Consider the following 17,005-nt stretch of genomic DNA (forward strand, 5'->3'; position numbering starts at 1 on the left):
TCATATCCTGTAATAAGATTTCCGGCCGGGGGCTGCTTTTATGTTGTTCTGTTCCGATCTTTCCGAAAAAAAACGCGCCTTTCTCACCGGCACGCTGCTGCTCACCGCTGCCGGCTTTCTCTGCCGCCTCCTGGGCTTTTTCTACCGTATTTTTCTTTCCCGTACCATCGGAGCCGAGGGGCTCGGCATCTACAATATGGTACATCCAGTCTACGGCATCTGCTTTGCCCTCTGCGGCGGCTCCATCCAGACTGCCCTTTCCCAGTACATAGCTGCCCATGAAAGCCAGGGGCGAAAAGTCTTTCGCACCGGCCTTACTATCTCCATGGTGCTCTCTGGCATTCTCGCCTTTCTGATCTGCCAGTATCCGGCCTGGATTGCCTCCCATATTCTCATAGAACCGCGTTGTGCGCCGTATCTTCCGATCATGGGGCTTTCCCTGCCCTTTGCTTCGTTTCACGCCTGTGCCAACGGCTACTGCTACGGTGCCCAAAGATCCCGGGTTCCCGCATTTTCCCAGGTGGCCGAGCAGGTCGTCCGCATGAGCCTGGTTTTCCTGATCGCCGGGAAATGGGCGGCAGAGGGCACAGAGATCACCGTACGGCTGGCTGTTTACGGTCATCTGATCGGAGAGATCGGAGCGGCATCCTTTAACCTGCTGTGCCTGGGGCTGTTTCCGCCCCAGGGCCGAAACATGGAGCGGGCAGAAGAGAGTTCCTGTCTCATGCCCCTCATGACCCTGGCGCTCCCCCTCATGGGAAACCGCCTGATTTTAAATCTCCTGGCTGGCGCCGAGGCTGTCTGGATCCCCAACCGCCTGCAGATGTCAGGCTTAAGCGATGCTGAGGCATTTTCCGTTTACGGCATTCTCACCGGCATGGCCCTGCCCTTCATCCTGTTTCCCTCTGCCATCACCAACTCCATTGCCGTCCTTCTGCTCCCCAGCGTGGCAAAGGATCAGGCTGAAGGCCGCACAGAAAGTATTTCCGGAAGTGTTTCCATGGCGCTGCGCTACAGTCTCTACATGGGGATCCTCTGCATCGGCATCTTTGTACTGTTCGGATGTCCACTAGGTATCAGCGTATTCAAAGAAGAACAGGCCGGACACTGTATGCAGATTCTGGCATGGCTCTGTCCCTTTCTCTATCTGGCCGCCACCATGGGCAGCATCTTAAACGGCCTGGGCTGCACCCGCACCACCTTTCTGCAAAGTGTTGCCGCCATGCTCCTGCGGCTTGTCTTTGTTGTAGCAGGTATCCCGCTTTTCGGAATCTACGGTTATCTCTGCGGCATGCTGATCAGCGAGATATTCCTGGCTCTGGCACACCTGTGGTCCTTAAAGCGGCGGATCCCCTTCACCTGGAATGCCCGTGATATGATCGCAAAACCTGCTTTCTTTTTATTTCTCGCCACCGGCATCCACTATTTTATAGCTGGATTCCTGCCCACACCCTCCGGCACCATGCCGCTGTTTTTCAAAACCTCTGGGCAGATCCTGGTCTTGTCATCCTGTTACGGTGTACTGCTTCTGTATGCGCACATTCTGAGGAAATAAAAAGAAAAAGGGCTGTCGCAAAATTGCCCCCAGAGTATTTCGCATAGGGGGACAATTTTGCAACAGCCCTGCCGATTTGTCCTATATTCACTCAAACTTATCTTCACCTGAAGCTCAGCTGGTAAATTCCATCTTTTTCTGTTCTTCTTTTTCCATCCTCTTCTGCGCTTCCTTCTCCGCCTGCTCCTTTTCCAGCTGCTCCTGCCGCTGCTGCTTAATACGGCGGAAATAGGAGCTCATCTCATCGGCCATGCCGGCCAGTCGGTTTAAGAGCGTAGAAAAGTCGGAAAGCATTTCGTCATCCTGGTAGTACGGATACACAATATCGTGATCGATCTCGCTCCAGCCTTCTTCAAACAAAGTTCTTCCCTGGATTTCCACGTAATAGCCCTTATATTTGATGATATAGTGAAGAGATCGGTAAATACCATCCGATTTGATGTCGATGAGTTTTTTATCGTAGATACGGGTATCACCGGTACGACGGTACACCTTCGGCCGCTCCGCAATGTAATAGTGCTCCGGATCATCATCAAAATCCAGGATACGGTCTTCGATATAGTTTGCCGGATCATTTTCAAACACAGACGTAATGTAATTGTGAAAATAGATCCAATCCTCACGGTAAAGGAAAAACACCCGGATTCCTATCAGATCTGTCATGTATTTATAGTAATTCTTCCGGTTGATATACTTGTACTGATCCGGCTGTTCGCTCTTTTTTCGGATGATCTTCTCCAGCAGATGCCCTGCTTTCTTGGTCCGGTAACGATAAGAATGGATGCCTGCTTTCTCAATATCATACAGATAGTCATTGACAAAATCCTTACCAATTTTCTTGAGCTGAGGCTCCAGACGGCAGTAGCTGTCGTAGATGGAATTCAGTTCTTCCCATTTCATTCCTGTTTTTTTCAGTGTTTCTTTTTCAATATTATATTCTTTCAGAAAATCTTTTTTCTTGATCATACATTCTCCTGTCGGGAAATTCCAAGAAGTTCCCGGCATACACGGCCTAACGGAAGGCCAACCACATTGTTATAATCTCCGGAAATTCCTTTTACCCAGACCGCAAACCGGCCCTGAATTCCATAAGCCCCGGCCTTATCCATGGGCTCTCCGGTCTTGACATAGTCCTCAATCTGCTGCTCTGTCATGGAGCAGACAAACACCTCGGTTTTTTCTGCGAAGGTGATGGTTTCCCACTGTTCAGCCGCGTTTTCTGCTGCTTTTCCACAAAACACCAGGGTAACCCCTGTATATACCTGATGTACTTTTCCCTGAAAGGAACGGATCATGCGGATCGCATCTGCCTCATCCTTTGGCTTTCCAAGAATTTTTCCATCGTAAGCCACCACAGTATCTGCGCCGATCACAATAGCATCTTCCCCTGTATGCAGGGCTGCGATATCCTCCGCTTTCTGTCTGGAAAGCTCCATCACCACCTGATCCGGTACTGTGCTGGTGATGACTTCCTCCACATGGCTCGGCTCTATCTCCGGCTCAATGCCCACCTGGCGCAAAAGATCCAGACGGCGCGGAGAAGCCGATGCAAGGATCACGCGCGGAAATCTGTTTTCTGTTGTCTGATCCATATTTTTACTCCTCATCCACCGTCAGAATGTAATCTGTGGTCTGGTATACATAGAAGTTCAGCCAGTTCGCGTACAGCGTATTGGAGGTGTTTCTCCAGGACAGAACCGGAATGTTGAATGGATCATTGTCTTCATAGTAATTGCACGGAAGCTCCGGATGAAGCCCCTTATTCAGATCACGATGGTACTCGTTGTTTAAGGTCATGCGGTCATACTCCGGATGTCCCTGCACAAAGATCTGGCTTCCGGTGTCATTGAGCACCAGAAAGATACCTGCCTCCTGAGATTCTGCCGCAATGATCAGCTCCGGATGCTTCTCAATATCTTTACGGCGCACCTCTGTATAACGGGAATGTGGTGCCATCACATAATCATCCATGCTGCGCACCAGCGGGATCTTGCGGTTTAAGATCTTATGGCGGTAAATTCCGGCCAGCTTTTTCTCCCGCTTATATTTCGGAATTCCGTAATGATAATACAGGCCCGCCTGTGCTCCCCAGCAGATATGCAGAGTCGAATGCACATGGGTCTTGCTCCACTCCATGATGGTTGTCAGCTCATCCCAGTAGTTCACCTCCTCGAATTCCATGTTCTCCACCGGCGCTCCGGTGATGATCATGCCATCGAATTTCCGGCGGCGGATTTCATCAAAGGTAACATAAAACTTATTTAAATGACTGGCTGAGGTATTCTTGGATACGTGGGTCGACAGCATCAGAAACGTACAGTCCACCTGCAGCGGTGTATTGGAAAGTGCACGCAGAAGCTGGGTCTCCGTATCTTCCTTGATCGGCATCAGATTTAAGATCAAAATCTGCAGCGGACGGATATCCTGGCTCATCGCACGGTTTTCATCCATCACAAAGATATTCTCCGACTCCAGAATGGCTCTGGCCGGCAGATCATTTTGTACTTTAATCGGCATTGTTTTCTTCTCCCATCATGTTCAGGAAATCCTGCTCAGAGATAATCGGGATTCCCAGTTCTTTCGCTTTTTTATTCTTTGACGAATTGGATGTCAAATCGTTGTTGATCAGATATGTGGTCTTTGCAGTGACTGAACCGGTAGCCTTGCCGCCCCGGGCCTCTATGGCCGCCTGCAGCTCCTTACGGTTGGCAAAATGCTCGACCGAACCGGTGATGACAAAGGTCATACCGGCAAAAATGGCTGCTTCGGTATTCTCTGACTCATTCTGAATGGTAAGCTCTGCCAACAGTCCGTCCACAGCCTCCCGATTCTTCACCGAAGCAAAATATGCGATCCAGGCATCGGCCAGAACAGCACCAATGCCATCCACCGCAGTCAGCTCTTCTGCCGTAGCGTGACGCATCTTTTCAAAATCGTAGTCAAAAGAGCGGCACAGCATCTTGGCATTTGCCAGGCCAATCCCCGCCACGCCAATGCCATATACCACGCGCACCAGGTTGGTGTGGGAGGCTTTTTTAACCGCTGCCATCAGATTTTCATACGATTTTTCTCCAAAACCATCCATGGAAATAATCGCTTCCTTATGACGGTCCAGATGAAACATATCCGCATAGCTGTGAATGAAACCGGCTGCAATAAACTTTTCCAGCGTTGCCTCCGAAAGTCCGTCGATGTTTAAAGCATCCCGGCTGACTAACAGAGAAAAGCTTTTGATTTTCTTTGCCTGGCAGTCCGGGTTTGTACAGTACAGAGACTTAACGTCATTCATCTGCCGGATCTGGGTCTTACCACCGCAGACCGGACAGAATTCCGGAATCACGATATTGCCGCTGCAGGTCAGGTTTTCCGCAATCTGCGGGATGATCATGTTCGCCTTATAGACCGTAATGATATCTCCCTCACCCAGCTTCATGGCCTCCATGATGCTGATGTTGTGGACGCTGGCACGGCTCACCGTGGTTCCCTCCAGCTCCACCGGATCAAAAATTGCCACCGGATTGATAAGCCCGGTTCTTGATGCGCTCCACTCGATTTTCCGAAGCGTGGTCTCCCGGATTTCATCTGCCCACTTGAAGGCAATGGAATTTCGTGGAAATTTTGCCGTGCGTCCAAGGGCATCACCGTAGGCAATATCGTCCATCAGAAGCACCAGGCCGTCTGACGGAATATCGTAACTCTGGATGGCTTCCGCAAACTCTGCTACTGCATCCGGCAGGGTCGCTGCAGTAACTTTCCTGTACTCTACCACATCAAAGCCCTGGGTCTTTAACCACTCAAACTGCTCTTTTCTGGAATTGTGGAAATCCACCTCCGGGTTCACGGCACGCACCAGCATAAACGCTTCAAAATTTACGCTGCGCTTTGCGGTGATCTCATTGTTTAACTGGCGCACCGATCCGCTGCATAAATTTCTCGGGTTTTTATATTTTGCGTCCACATCCTCGATTTCTTCATTGATGCGGGCAAAGTCCGAATATTTGATGATCGCCTCTCCCCGCAGGATCAGCTGTCCCTGATAGGGGATACGAAGCGGCACATTGGAAAACACCCTGGCATTGTTGGTAATCACCTCACCAATCTCACCGTTGCCGCGAGTAACAGCCTTGACCAGCTCTCCACCCTCATAAGTGAGTACAATGGTCAGGCCGTCCAGTTTCCAGGAGAGCAGGCCCTTCTGACTTCCCAGCCACTCCTGCAATACCGGTACTTCCTTCGTCTTATCCAGCGAGAGCATCGGCGCCTCATGGGCTTCCTTTGGAAGCTCACTTAACACCTCATACCCCACTTTCTGGGTCGGGCTTCCGGCTAAAACAGTGCCGGTTTCTTTTTCCAGCTCCAGCAGTTCGTCATAGAGTCTGTCATATTCAAAGTTGCTCATGATCTCACGACTCTCCTGATAATAAGCCCGTGATGCTGCCAGAAGCTGCCGGTGCAGCTCCTTCATGCGCAAAATCCTGTTGTCATTCTGTTTCTGATCCATATTCGTCACCCGCCTGTTTTGTTTTACTCGTCCTGTCCAGCCAAAAGCTCCGCCTCTTCCCGCTCCAGACGTGCCTGCTCTAACTGCCACTCCAGTTCTTCCAGTTCCTTGGGTGTTGCGCGGCGGAAGTCTCCGGTATTTAATTTACCCAGATGGATGTTCATGATACGGACACGCTTTAAGGTTACCACACGGTAGCCCAGCTCTGCGCACATTCGCCGGATCTGGCGGTTTAAGCCCTGCGTCAGGATGATCCGGAAGGTTTTTACTCCGGCAGCCTCTACCTTACAGGGTCTTGTCGTCACTCCAAGCTCTTTCAGTTCCACACCTTCACGCATCTTCTTTAAAAATGCTGCATTGAAGGGCTGATCCACAGTAACCAGATATTCTTTCTCATGAAAATTTCCTGCATGCATGATCTCATTAGCCAGCTCGCCCTGATTTGTCATGAGCAGAAGCCCTTCGGAGTCTTTGTCCAGACGTCCCACCGGATACACTCTCGCCGGATACTGGATCAGATCTACTACATTAGGCGCACGGTCCTTATCCGAGGTGGTACACACAATCCCTCTCGGCTTGTTCACTACCAGCAGCACCGGCTTTGCCTTTTTGCTGCCTGCCGCCTTTCCCACCGGTTTTCCATCGCAGATGATCCTTTCCTGACCGGTCACCTTCTCGCCCATCTCCGCTCTGCGGCCATCGATGGTCACTTTTCCGGCCTCAATAAGACGGTCTGCCTCTCGCCGGGAGCAGACACCCTGCTCGCTTAAATATTTATTCAAACGGATCTCTTCCATATTAGTTCCTTTCTGCAGCTTTTCCGTTCCATTCGTGCATGTTCCATCATCCGGAGCACGCTCTTCACCGTTTCATAAGCCGAAAATGGCTATCCCCCCACCAGGGAGATAGCCTGTCTCTTACCCGGTTCTTTAATCGTGAATGAACATCGCATCACCAAAACTAAAGAAACGGTAGCGTTCCTTAATTGCCTCCTTATAAGCATGCAGTACATGCTCGCGTCCTGCCAGCGCAGAAACCAGCATCACCAGAGTAGACTCCGGCAGATGGAAGTTCGTGATCAGGCAGTCCAGGATTTTAAATTTATAACCCGGATAAATAAAAATCTCGGTCCAGCCGCTTCCGGCCTTTAAGATTCCGTCCTCTCCGGTGGCAGACTCAATGGTACGGCAGCTGGTGGTACCCACACAGATAACGCGGCCGCCTGCTGCCTTGGTATCGTTGATCTTTTTTGCCTCAGATTCCTCTACCATATAAAACTCAGAATGCATATGATGCTCCAGCACATTCTCTACCTTGACCGGACGGAACGTGCCAAGACCTACATGCAGCGTTACATGCGCAATCTTTACCCCCATCTCCTCGATCTGCGCCAGAAGCTCTTTCGTAAAATGCAATCCGGCAGTTGGTGCTGCCGCAGAGCCGTCGTGCTCTGCGTATACCGTCTGATAACGGTTCTTGTCCTTTAACTGATGGGTAATGTACGGCGGAAGCGGCATCTGTCCAAGCTGATCCAGGATCTCCTCAAAAATCCCCTCGTAGGAAAACTGGATCAGACGGTTGCCCTCATCTACCACATCGATCACTGTGCCCTTTAACAGGCCTTCACCGAAAACGATCACTGTACCCGGCCGGCATTTTTTACCAGGCTTTACCAGCGTCTCCCAGATATCATTTTCCCGGCGTTTTAACAGAAGCACCTCGATTTGGGCCTGGGTGTCTTCCTTCACACCAAACAGGCGTGCCGGAATAACCTTGGTGTTGTTGATGACCAGACAGTCCCCCGGTCTTAAATACTCGGTGATGTCGCGGAAGTGGCGATGCTCCATTTCCCCGGTGTTTTTATCCAGCACCAGAAGGCGGGAAGAGGAACGGTCCTCCAGCGGATCCTGCGCGATCAGTTCCTGAGGCAGATCAAAATAAAAATCTTTTACATTCATAGTTTCCATAGTATTATCTTCTTTCTTTTCTGTTTTAGTTTGCGGCCGCACCGGTTTCCTCTGTGCTCTGAGGCTCTGCCGCAGACTCGGTTACTGTTTCGCTGCTCCCTTCGCCCGCACTCACCTCAGTTTCCACACTGTCGGCTCCGCTCCCGGAAGATTCTTCCTCACCGATCACAACCTCCGGCTCCTGGCCGTCATCATAAACCGGCGAACCATCACGAAGGACGCCGTAAACACTGTTTAAATCCTCATCGGAATTCAGGGCTTCCTTCAGCTTCACATTTACACTGGATGCCAGCTTCCGCACCTCCTCCGAATGATTGGAGGTCTCCACAAACTGGAGCACATTCTCCGAAAGATCCGCATCGTTGATGATATGAAAATTACCCTCACTGTCTTTCTCTACATAGCACCACATGATCATGGGCGCTGCTGTTTTCACGGAATGGAACTTAATATCTGCCAGCGCGTAAACCAGCCAGCTGTCTGCTGTCACACCGTCACGCACATAGGTGGTGATATTCTCAAACTCCTGCACATACTTGGAATTGCTGCGCAGTCTGGTCTTCTCATGTTCCAACTCCGTAAAGGAAAGACCGGATACCCCGTAAATCTCATTCATGGTGTCTGCGTCTCCGCTGGCCCGCGCAGTAAAATATTTTTTCATCAGACTTAAGACTTCCGGCACACTGTCATGCGTCAGATTTTCCGTTGTGTAAGGATCCCCGTTTTCTTCTGAAGCTTCTGTCTCCGCTTCTGCTGCCGTATCGGTTTCTGTCTCTGCAGATTCACCGGTTTCTGCCATTGTCTCCGGTTCCTGCTCCTGTGTTTCTGCCGTTTCCGTCACCGCAGCCGATTCCTCTGTCCGTTTTTTTCCGTAATCCGCAAGTACGATCACGATCATCAGCACAATGACTACAAGCGGAATCACAAGAACCGGAAGCAGTGCCTTTTTCTCTGCATCTGCACTTTCATTCTGAAAAAAATTCCAGTTATGTTTCATAAAATGTTATCCTCCAGCTTTTCAAAATTACCACTGCTGTATCACATTCTGATTGCATACAAATAGCAGATACATCATATCAAAATCAGGCTAAAAAATCAACAAATCCCCTTGCAAATTCGAAAAAAGTATAGTATCATGATATAGATGCGTCTGTAGCTCAGTGGATAGAGCAGTGGCCTCCGGAGCCGCGTGCGTAGGTTCGATTCCTATCAGACGCATTTTTCTTTTACCCAGTATTTAAACGGATTAAACCCGGATACTGCAGCGCGCCATCAGATCCAAGATACCGGGCTTGGTGCGGCACTAAGCATAAAGAGCGTTCTGCTCCGCTGCAGTGCGCAAAGTCTCGCTGATTGATACAGTGATGCCCTCAGTGGCGCATGCTTTTAAGCCAGTCACTAGCAATGCTCTGCAGGCGCGGGTGACAAAGTGAAATGTCTCTCATAAATTTGTTCTCTTTTCTTTCATTGTATGATTTTTATGACATATTGACTTTTTAGCCCAAATAGAATATGATATAAGCAGCTAAGAAATGTGGTGAATTTCTCATGCGATGCAAAAACCCCAGAGGCTGCTATCCTCTGGGGTTTTCTTGTTCGTCACGGTGAACCACTCCGTTTAGGCTGTTGCTGCCTACTTGTCTCTGTCCAGCCATTTGCATATGTAGTAGCTAACTATACCTGCTAAAACAGAGACAAGAAATGTGGTGACTAATTCTGTCATGGATGCACACCTCCTTTCTGCTGGAGGTTCGGCAGCTCCTACATCATATCATACTTCATGCCAATATTCTACATAATTCCTGTTGCAACGTCGCAATGACGGCCATCACCCGGGCTGCTGGCGGGAGATATCTGGATCACCTTCTTCTACTCTGTGCTGTCTCCATTCTCTCTATTATTATCAATCTTGCTTTTCAGTGCTGCTATGTACTTCATAAGCCAGCCCGGTACCGGGGCACCCATGCGGCCAGCATTCTCAGTGATTGATAAGGCTTCATTTAATAAATACCAAACAGTTACAAGCAGCGAAAGTATTGTGTTCGGTAGGGTAAATCTTAAAACATCTGATGTCTGAATAATAATATAATCAATAACCATCGCCACGGCGATCACAAACAGATACGCCACCTTTTTGGCAATGCCCTTTGCACCTTTTCGGCTGCTCCATCTATATGACTTATCATCTGGATGGTCCAACGCTTCCACTGCGCTTGCTGCCATGCCAGAAAGATAGTCTATCACCATCAGGCATGACAGCAATCCCAGAAGGTAAAACGTCACCCCAAACTTTTCGCTGAGATAGGCAACCAGACCAGTGGACAAAATTCCATTTTGTTATTTTTTTGTCTTTCGCATGCCAAACCACGTTTGCCGAAACTGCCGGCTGGATTTTTCAAAGCCATCATGCTACAATACCATCTGTCTTTAGAAAAAAATCAGGAGGACTTTCCCTATGTTAATCAGAACCGCCACCATAGAAGATCTTGATGCAGTCACCGCTGTTGAGGCTGAATGCTTCCCACCCGCTGAGGCTGCCACCCGCAGTGATTTTAAACAGCGCCTGGCCCATTACAGTAACCATTTCTGGCTCATGTTCGATGAAGATAAACTCATTGCCTTTGTAGACGGCATGGTCACCGATATGGCTGACCTGACCGATGAAATGTATGAACATGCCGCTCTCCATAAGGAAGACGGTACCTGGCAGATGATCTTCGGCGTCAATACCATCCCGGAGTACCGCAGACATGGCTATGCCGGAGCCCTAATACAACGTGCCATCTCAGATGCCAGAGCTCAGGGCCGCAAAGGACTTGTGCTCACCTGCAAAGATAAACTGATCCATTATTACGCAAAATTCGGCTTCGTAAACGAAGGAGTGTCCGCCTCCGTACATGGCAATGTAACATGGTATCAGATGCGGTTAAGTTTCTGAGCGCAATATTGCAATTTAAAGAATAATCAATAAGGTCCGAAGGTTCGGTCAGACCATACCTTCTACTGTATTGGTTATTCTGCGATAATAATAAACGCAGCCAGAACGTTACTGACGAAAGCCTGTAATTCGGCTTTTATGTTCTGGCTGCGTTTTCTTTTTATGGCAGAGTTAATATAGGCTGTAGCTACTATTTTTTAGCGAAGCCAATACAGCAGGAAGTGAATGAGACCGCTTTCCGGGATTTTCAACATATCAGGTGTTTGCATCTTGAGCACACACGTCCGAATGTGGCGGATGTTAATCCGACACAGGCGAACGCGTGTTAGCGAGAGCAAGCAAACAACGATATGTGAAAATAGAGGAAAGCGGTCTCTTTCACTTCCGGACCTTTATTCAGCTTTGTAGCTCAAATTTTTATTGTACTATAGCCAGAGACTGCAGATAAAGGTTGCGGCCAGGCCGCCCAGGGACATCACAACATTACTGATGGACAATGTCTTCAGTCCTGTCTTCATATCATATCCCATACAGTTTGTGTATACCCAGAAGTAACTGTCGTTTACGTGGCAGCAGAGACGTGCGCCTGCTCCGGATGCAAGGAAGATCAGGATCGGATCCAGTCCAAGGCTTGCAGCGATCGGTGCGCACAGGGTTGCAGCGGTAGTTACAGCGACCGTACCGGAACCCTGCACCACCTTTAACAGACCTGAGATCACAAACGGAATCAGGATGAAGGGGAGACCAGTGTTTAATACCATCTGGGCCAGGCTGTCGCCTGCTCCGGATACCTTTAACACCTGGCCAAGCGCGCCGCCTGCAGAGGTGATGAAGACGATCGGACCTGCGTCTTTTAAGGTTTTGTCCATCACATCAATGATGACCTTGCCGCCGAGACGTTTGCCCAGTGTGATGATGGCCAGCACAGCGCCGATAGCCAGAGCAATGTTGGAATCACCCACAAAAGATACTATCGTCATAACCGGTGAATCCTCAGGAAGCATCATTCCGCATGTCGTATTTAAAAGGATCAGCAGAATTGGCACAACAAGCGGCAGAAGGCTTGCCAGCGTTCCCGGCAGATCGGTATCATCTTCTATACTCAGAGCTTCGTCTTTTTTCTGCTCCTCTTCATCACGGAAACTGTAGTAGGAATCTGGTTTATTGCGGAAATAAATTTCTGCAAAAATCCAGCCGGCCAGTGTCATGAAAACAGCACCAAATGCACCATACAGGATTGCGCGTCCAATATCAATCCCAAGAAGTCCGGCTGCAGCCAGCGGGCCCGGTGTCGGCGGCACAAATACATGGGTGGATAAGAGTCCGGCTGACAGGCTTACTGCCAGTATTGCCAGCGAAATCCGTGTCTTTTTGTGAATTGCTTTTACAAGCGGTGTCAGAATTACAAATGCTGCGTCAGAAAACACCGGAATGGATACCAGATAACCGGTGATAGCCATGGCAAGACCTGCACGTTTCTGGCCTACCAGGCGTACTGCGTCAAGTGCCATACGGTTGGTTCCCTTGGCCGCATCCAGATAGTTTCCTAGCATAATACCAAAAATAATAACAATACCGATGCTCTTTACCGTGCCGGAAAATCCCCCGGTGATGGCAGCTACCGTATCCGCTCCGCTCATTCCGGAGAGCAGTCCCATAACCAGTGCTGTTGCCAGCAGTGAAATAAACGCGTTGGCTTTCACTTTGACACAAAGGATCAGCAGCACCGCCATTCCTATAATAAATACAAACTCCATTGGCATAATAATGTCCCCCTCTTTCCGCCCTTAGCATGAGGCTTTCTCTTTCTCCATACGTGCCCGCATCATCGGTTTGATTCCGCCTGCTTCCAGAATCTTCATTGCCTGGTCGCCAAGACGGTCGCAGGCGTATACCTTACCAGTCTCCTTTACGGTTACCGTTCCTTTTTCAATGTCCAGAATCAGCTCCTGTCCATCCTTCACTTCTTTACTGATACCCTTGCAGACAATGAGCGGAAGACCTAAATTGATGGAATTGCGGAAAAAGATCCGGGCAAAGGAATCCGCAATGACTGCACTTGCGCCCATGTTTAACAGCGCAATCGGCGCATGCTCACGGCTGGAGCCGCAGCCGAAGTTGGTTCCTGCTACCACAATGCCGCCCTGCGGAAAGTTCGTGGCAATGTTCTCATCCACGCCGCACAGGCAGTGACTTCCGATCTCCTTCGGATCTGTGATAGCCAGAAAGCGGCCCGGGTAGATCTGGTCGGTATCGATGTTGTTGCCAACGACAATGATGTTTCCTGTGATTTCTGTTTTCATGACGGTTAGTCCCCCTTATAAATAGTTTCTCGGATCGGTAATGCAGCCGTTTAAGATACTTGCCGCAACAGTGGCCGGGCTTGCCAGGTAAATGTCTGCCTCGGTAGAGCCCATACGTCCCGGGAAGTTACGGTTGGTGGTGGTGATACAGGTCTCGCCCGGAGCCAGAATGCCCTCATGAGCGCCCAGACATGCTCCACAGCCTGGAGTGGTAATGGTCGCGCCGGCTGCCATCAGGCTCTGGATATACCCCTTCTCCATGCAGGACTGCATAACTTCCGCTGATGCCGGAACAACAACCAGTCTCGCGTACTTCGGAATGTGCTTTCCTTCCAGAATCTTTGCTGCCTGGGCGATATCCTCTTCCCGTCCGCCGGTGCAGCTTCCGATGTAACCCTGGTTTAAAGTGATGGTCCTGTCTTTGATAACCTCGCTGAGCGGTGCCACGTTATCTACGCTGTGCGGGCAGGCCAGCTGCGGTTCCAGTTCAGATACGTCAAATACATAGCTCTCTTCATATTTAAAATCCGGATCAGTGTACTGCACTTCAAACGGTCTTACCGCACGTTTGGAAACATAATCCAGAACTGCCTGGTTCGGCTGCATGTAAGCGGTCTTTGCGCCCATCTCTACAGCCATGTTGCAGACAACCATACGTCCGGAAACGCCAAGGTTCTCTACATAGCTTCCGGTAAAGTCGATTGCTTTGTATACCGCTCCGTCCGCCTTAATCTTTCCGAGAACGCTTAAGATGACATCTTTCGGATATACGCCCGGTTTTGTCTCTCCTTCCAGACGTACTTCAATGATCTCCGGAACGCGGAACCACAGCTCACCCGTCATTAAGATGGTTGCCATATCGGTTGCGCCGCAGCCAGTTCCCATAGCACCAAATGCTCCGTGGGTAGTGGTATGACTGTCCGTTGCAACTACGATCATGCCTGGGTAAATAACACCGGCCTCCGGCATTACCTGATGGCAGACACCACAGTTGGTATCAAAATGAAAACGTAAATTATTCTTCTTTGCAAACTCTCTCATTTCGCCATGGTTTGCGGCACTCTTGATGTCCGGTGCCGGTGCGTAGTGGTCGAATACGAACGCTGCCCGCTCGCTGTCCCATACCTTCTCACCGCCCATTTCATAAAAAGAATAAACAGTCTGCAGATACAGATCGTTGATCTCCGCAAAATCAACCTTAGCTGTAACGATTTCCCCTGTGCTTACCTGTTCGCGCCCGCTGTTTTTTGCAAGAATCTTCTCAATTGCGTGCATCTTAACTCCTCCTGATTATTTATTTTCGTATTTCGTATTTTGAATATCGTATACGATATACGTTTCGTGATTCAAAGACTATCACTTTCCAGGACAGTTTTCAAGCCTTTTTTGTCAATTATCGGATCTTTGGCAGTTATTCACATTTTCGAATCTCATTTTTTATGAAAAACACCTGAATATCGTATACGATCTGTTTGACACTGTTTTTGTGAAATGGTATCATCAAAGTATAAGAAAAGAGGAATTTGCGGAGAATTTCCGCATGGAAAGGATTATAAGATATTATGGAAAGTATGGAACTGCTGCCGGCACGTGTCCGAATCACAGCAATTTTAAAAAAAGCATTATTTTCAGGAGAATATAAAAGTGGTGATGAATTAAGTCTCACTGACATTGCGGCAAAGCTTGGCGTCAGCCGTACCCCGGTCCGCGAAGCATTCCAGGCTCTGGAAGCTGAAGGGCTGATTGAGCTTCGCATGAACAAGGGAGCAATCGTAAAACCGATCGATGAAAAATACATCACCGATCATTATGAGATGCGTATTCTTCTGGAGTCCGAGGCTGCAGCCAGGGCTGCCAAAAACGGCATGCCGGACGCCGATCCACTGATTGAAAAACTCATGGACATCCAGAAACGCATGGAATCCTTATCCACCAGCGAATATGAAAATCTGAATTTTGATGTCCACAGCAGCATCTGGACCGCTGCTGACAATATGCGGCTTTACAAGATGCTAGCAAATTTGTGGAACGGGCCAAGCATCGGCTTTACTTCTCCAAAGCTGGAGCATTACATCAAATCCACCCAGGAGCATATCGATATCCTGACTGCTATCAGGAATCACGATGCCAAAAAAGCACGAAAAGAAATGGAACAGCACACTGAACGAAGTATGAACAATATTCTGAAAAGTTTCAAATTTCGATAAAAATTTTGAGTAAAAGCAGGAGTTACAGATATATGGAACGAGACAGTGCACAGGAACAATATGACAAAATGACAAAAACACCGGTTCACCAGCTGGTTCTGCGGCTGGGGCTTCCCACCACAGTCAGCATGCTGGTGACCAGCATCTACAACATGGCAGACACCTTTTTTGTCAGCCAGCTCGGAACCAGCGTCAGCGGCGCGACCGGCGTGGTATTTGCGCTGATGGCCATCATCAACGCCTTCGGATTCATGTTCGGACATGGCGCAGGAAGCAATATCAGCCGGAAGCTTGGCGCTCATGATGTGGAAAGTGCCCGCGTGTTTGCGTCTACCAGCTTTTTTCTGTCACTGCTGGCCGGATCTGCCATCGGTGTGCTTGGGTTTTTATTCCATGCACCCTTCATGCGGCTTTTAGGCAGTACGGACTCCATTCTGCCCTATGCCATCGAATACAGCACGTGGATTCTTATCGCGGCTCCCGCCATGGCCTCCAGCTGCGTGATGAATAACATTCTCCGCTATGAAGGCAAGGCATTCTTTGCCATGCTGGGACTTGCTTCCGGCGGCATTCTCAATATATTCGGGGATATGCTTCTGATCTTCGGGCTGGATCTGGGCGTGCGGGGCGCAGGTATCTCCACCGCCGTCTCCCAGTATATCAGCATGGCCATCCTCATCAGTCCGTTTCTCAGAAGGAAAGTGCAAAGCCGCATCCACATCCGCTATGTGACCCGCAGCTTTGCCGATATCAAAAATATCATTGCCACCGGTTTCCCGAGCCTCATGCGTCAGGGACTTAACAGCATTTCTGTGATGATCTTAAACCTGTGCTCCGCTCCGTATGGCGATGCAGCCATCGCGGCCATGAGCATTGTAACCCGCATCATCATGTTCCTGTTCTGCATTGCACTCGGTATCGGACAGGGCTTCCAGCCGGTCAGCGCCTTCAACTACGGTGCAAAAAAATACAGCCGCGTGCGGGAGGCCTTCTGGTTCAGCATCCAGAGCAGCCTGATCGTCATGAGCATTTCAGCACTGATCGGTATCGTATTCTCTGCTCCCATCGTGCGTATGTTCCGGGATGACCCGGCCGTTATCAGTATCGGCGTCACTGCTCTGCGCATCCAGTGCTTCGCCCTGTTCTGTATGCCCTTCTCCCTGTGTGGAAATATGATGTTCCAGAGTATCGGACAGAGCGGAAAAGCTACGTTTCTCTCCATGATCCGCAGCGGACTGGTCTTTATCCCGGTTCTGTGGATCCTCAGCCAGACAATAGGCCTTCTTGGCATCCAGATGTCCCAGACCATCGCCGACGCAGTTGCTGCCGCCATCACAATCCCTATGGTAGTAAAATTCTTCCGCGCAATGCCGGAAGATGCAGCAGACACACAATAAAAATATTGAGACGGAACCACTAAAAGGTCCGAAGTTCCGGAAACCGCGTACAGAAACGCAGAAACGGTGGAATTTTGCGCTTTGTTCACTGCGCCGCCTATTGTCAGACCTGCGACCCAAACTCGCACGCGCTGCGT

General features: G+C 49.6%; 15 protein-coding genes and 1 tRNA gene. 5 read left to right on the forward strand and 11 right to left on the reverse strand.

Features of this window, described 5'->3' with window-relative positions:
- Positions 1-40 precede the first annotated feature (40 nt).
- A complete protein-coding gene (locus tag ACMP1L_RS13920; protein WP_418453375.1) occupies positions 41-1,555 on the forward strand; it encodes an oligosaccharide flippase family protein in 1,515 nt (504 codons plus the stop codon).
- A gap of 114 nt (positions 1,556-1,669) precedes the next feature.
- Here the strand turns inward: ACMP1L_RS13920 and ACMP1L_RS13925 are convergent, their stop codons facing one another.
- The 7 genes from ACMP1L_RS13925 to ACMP1L_RS13955 form a co-directional block, all read right to left on the reverse strand.
- Complete coding sequence (locus ACMP1L_RS13925) at positions 1,670-2,521, reverse strand: GTP pyrophosphokinase (protein ID WP_118733266.1); 852 nt, start codon at positions 2,519-2,521, stop codon at positions 1,670-1,672.
- Positions 2,518-3,147, reverse strand: coding sequence for a Maf family protein (locus ACMP1L_RS13930; protein WP_418453376.1), 630 nt, complete (start codon positions 3,145-3,147; stop codon positions 2,518-2,520). Before ACMP1L_RS13930 ends, ACMP1L_RS13925 begins: the two co-directional genes overlap by 4 nt.
- A gap of 4 nt (positions 3,148-3,151) precedes the next feature.
- The gene (metA, locus tag ACMP1L_RS13935; RefSeq protein ID WP_118733268.1) at positions 3,152-4,072 is read right to left on the reverse strand and encodes a homoserine O-acetyltransferase MetA; all 921 of its coding nucleotides are present in this window, start codon (positions 4,070-4,072) and stop codon (positions 3,152-3,154) included.
- On the reverse strand, positions 4,062-6,056 hold the full coding sequence (ligA, locus tag ACMP1L_RS13940) for an NAD-dependent DNA ligase LigA (RefSeq protein WP_418453377.1): 1,995 nt from the start codon (positions 6,054-6,056) through the stop codon (positions 4,062-4,064). Before ligA ends, metA begins: the two co-directional genes overlap by 11 nt.
- A gap of 23 nt (positions 6,057-6,079) precedes the next feature.
- Positions 6,080-6,853, reverse strand: a complete 774-nt coding sequence (locus ACMP1L_RS13945; protein ID WP_373244925.1) for a pseudouridine synthase — start codon at positions 6,851-6,853, stop codon at positions 6,080-6,082.
- Positions 6,854-6,985: 132 nt separating this feature from the next.
- Positions 6,986-8,014 carry a tRNA preQ1(34) S-adenosylmethionine ribosyltransferase-isomerase QueA gene (gene queA, locus ACMP1L_RS13950; RefSeq protein ID WP_118733303.1) on the reverse strand — a complete coding sequence of 343 codons (1,029 nt, stop codon included), beginning with the start codon at positions 8,012-8,014 and terminating at the stop codon, positions 6,986-6,988.
- A 34-nt stretch (positions 8,015-8,048) separates the two neighbouring features.
- Positions 8,049-9,020 carry a hypothetical protein gene (locus tag ACMP1L_RS13955; RefSeq protein WP_418453379.1) on the reverse strand — a complete coding sequence of 324 codons (972 nt, stop codon included), beginning with the start codon at positions 9,018-9,020 and terminating at the stop codon, positions 8,049-8,051.
- 149 nt (positions 9,021-9,169) lie between these two features.
- On the opposite strand from ACMP1L_RS13955, the gene ACMP1L_RS13960 reads away from it, so the two are divergent.
- A tRNA-Arg gene (locus ACMP1L_RS13960) sits at positions 9,170-9,241 on the forward strand.
- 651 nt (positions 9,242-9,892) lie between these two features.
- On the opposite strand, the gene ACMP1L_RS13965 is transcribed toward ACMP1L_RS13960, so the two are convergent.
- A complete protein-coding gene (locus ACMP1L_RS13965) occupies positions 9,893-10,348 on the reverse strand; it encodes a phage holin family protein (protein WP_418453380.1) in 456 nt (151 codons plus the stop codon).
- A gap of 130 nt (positions 10,349-10,478) precedes the next feature.
- Here ACMP1L_RS13965 and ACMP1L_RS13970 point away from each other — a divergent pair, with 130 nt between their 5' ends.
- Positions 10,479-10,961 (forward strand): GNAT family N-acetyltransferase, encoded by a 483-nt coding sequence (locus ACMP1L_RS13970; protein WP_418453381.1) that lies wholly within the window; start codon positions 10,479-10,481, stop codon positions 10,959-10,961.
- A 425-nt stretch (positions 10,962-11,386) separates the two neighbouring features.
- Here the strand turns inward: ACMP1L_RS13970 and ACMP1L_RS13975 are convergent, their stop codons facing one another.
- The 3 genes from ACMP1L_RS13975 to ACMP1L_RS13985 are packed head-to-tail and all read right to left on the reverse strand — an operon-like array spanning position 11,387 to position 14,539.
- Positions 11,387-12,724, reverse strand: a complete 1,338-nt coding sequence (locus tag ACMP1L_RS13975; protein ID WP_177304250.1) for a GntP family permease — start codon at positions 12,722-12,724, stop codon at positions 11,387-11,389.
- Positions 12,725-12,748: 24 nt separating this feature from the next.
- Positions 12,749-13,264, reverse strand: coding sequence for a LeuD/DmdB family oxidoreductase small subunit (locus ACMP1L_RS13980; protein WP_177304251.1), 516 nt, complete (start codon positions 13,262-13,264; stop codon positions 12,749-12,751).
- 15 nt (positions 13,265-13,279) lie between these two features.
- Positions 13,280-14,539 carry a 3-isopropylmalate dehydratase large subunit gene (locus tag ACMP1L_RS13985; RefSeq protein ID WP_177304252.1) on the reverse strand — a complete coding sequence of 420 codons (1,260 nt, stop codon included), beginning with the start codon at positions 14,537-14,539 and terminating at the stop codon, positions 13,280-13,282.
- A gap of 287 nt (positions 14,540-14,826) precedes the next feature.
- Here ACMP1L_RS13985 and ACMP1L_RS13990 point away from each other — a divergent pair, with 287 nt between their 5' ends.
- Both ACMP1L_RS13990 and ACMP1L_RS13995 read left to right on the forward strand, forming a co-directional pair.
- Complete coding sequence (locus tag ACMP1L_RS13990) at positions 14,827-15,471, forward strand: GntR family transcriptional regulator (RefSeq protein ID WP_177304253.1); 645 nt, start codon at positions 14,827-14,829, stop codon at positions 15,469-15,471.
- Positions 15,472-15,503: 32 nt separating this feature from the next.
- Entirely contained in the window at positions 15,504-16,868 is a 1,365-nt protein-coding gene (locus ACMP1L_RS13995) for an MATE family efflux transporter (protein WP_418453382.1), read from the forward strand.
- Positions 16,869-17,005 lie beyond the last annotated feature (137 nt).

Source organism: Ventrimonas sp. (assembly GCF_048380235.1).
In the GTDB taxonomy this organism is placed as follows: Bacteria; Bacillota; Clostridia; order Lachnospirales; family Lachnospiraceae; genus Brotaphodocola.

Coding starts and splice junctions, on each gene's coding strand:
- ACMP1L_RS13920 (WP_418453375.1), top strand. CDS start 41: ATGTTGTTCTGTTCCGATCTTTCCGAAAAAAAACGCGCCTTTCTCACC.
- ACMP1L_RS13925 (WP_118733266.1), bottom strand. CDS start 2,521: ATGATCAAGAAAAAAGATTTTCTGAAAGAATATAATATTGAAAAAGAA.
- ACMP1L_RS13930 (WP_418453376.1), bottom strand. CDS start 3,147: ATGGATCAGACAACAGAAAACAGATTTCCGCGCGTGATCCTTGCATCG.
- metA (WP_118733268.1), bottom strand. CDS start 4,072: ATGCCGATTAAAGTACAAAATGATCTGCCGGCCAGAGCCATTCTGGAG.
- ligA (WP_418453377.1), bottom strand. CDS start 6,056: ATGGATCAGAAACAGAATGACAACAGGATTTTGCGCATGAAGGAGCTG.
- ACMP1L_RS13945 (WP_373244925.1), bottom strand. CDS start 6,853: ATGGAAGAGATCCGTTTGAATAAATATTTAAGCGAGCAGGGTGTCTGC.
- queA (WP_118733303.1), bottom strand. CDS start 8,014: ATGAATGTAAAAGATTTTTATTTTGATCTGCCTCAGGAACTGATCGCG.
- ACMP1L_RS13955 (WP_418453379.1), bottom strand. CDS start 9,020: ATGAAACATAACTGGAATTTTTTTCAGAATGAAAGTGCAGATGCAGAG.
- ACMP1L_RS13970 (WP_418453381.1), top strand. CDS start 10,479: ATGTTAATCAGAACCGCCACCATAGAAGATCTTGATGCAGTCACCGCT.
- ACMP1L_RS13975 (WP_177304250.1), bottom strand. CDS start 12,724: ATGCCAATGGAGTTTGTATTTATTATAGGAATGGCGGTGCTGCTGATC.
- ACMP1L_RS13980 (WP_177304251.1), bottom strand. CDS start 13,264: ATGAAAACAGAAATCACAGGAAACATCATTGTCGTTGGCAACAACATC.
- ACMP1L_RS13985 (WP_177304252.1), bottom strand. CDS start 14,539: ATGCACGCAATTGAGAAGATTCTTGCAAAAAACAGCGGGCGCGAACAG.
- ACMP1L_RS13990 (WP_177304253.1), top strand. CDS start 14,827: ATGGAAAGTATGGAACTGCTGCCGGCACGTGTCCGAATCACAGCAATT.
- ACMP1L_RS13995 (WP_418453382.1), top strand. CDS start 15,504: ATGGAACGAGACAGTGCACAGGAACAATATGACAAAATGACAAAAACA.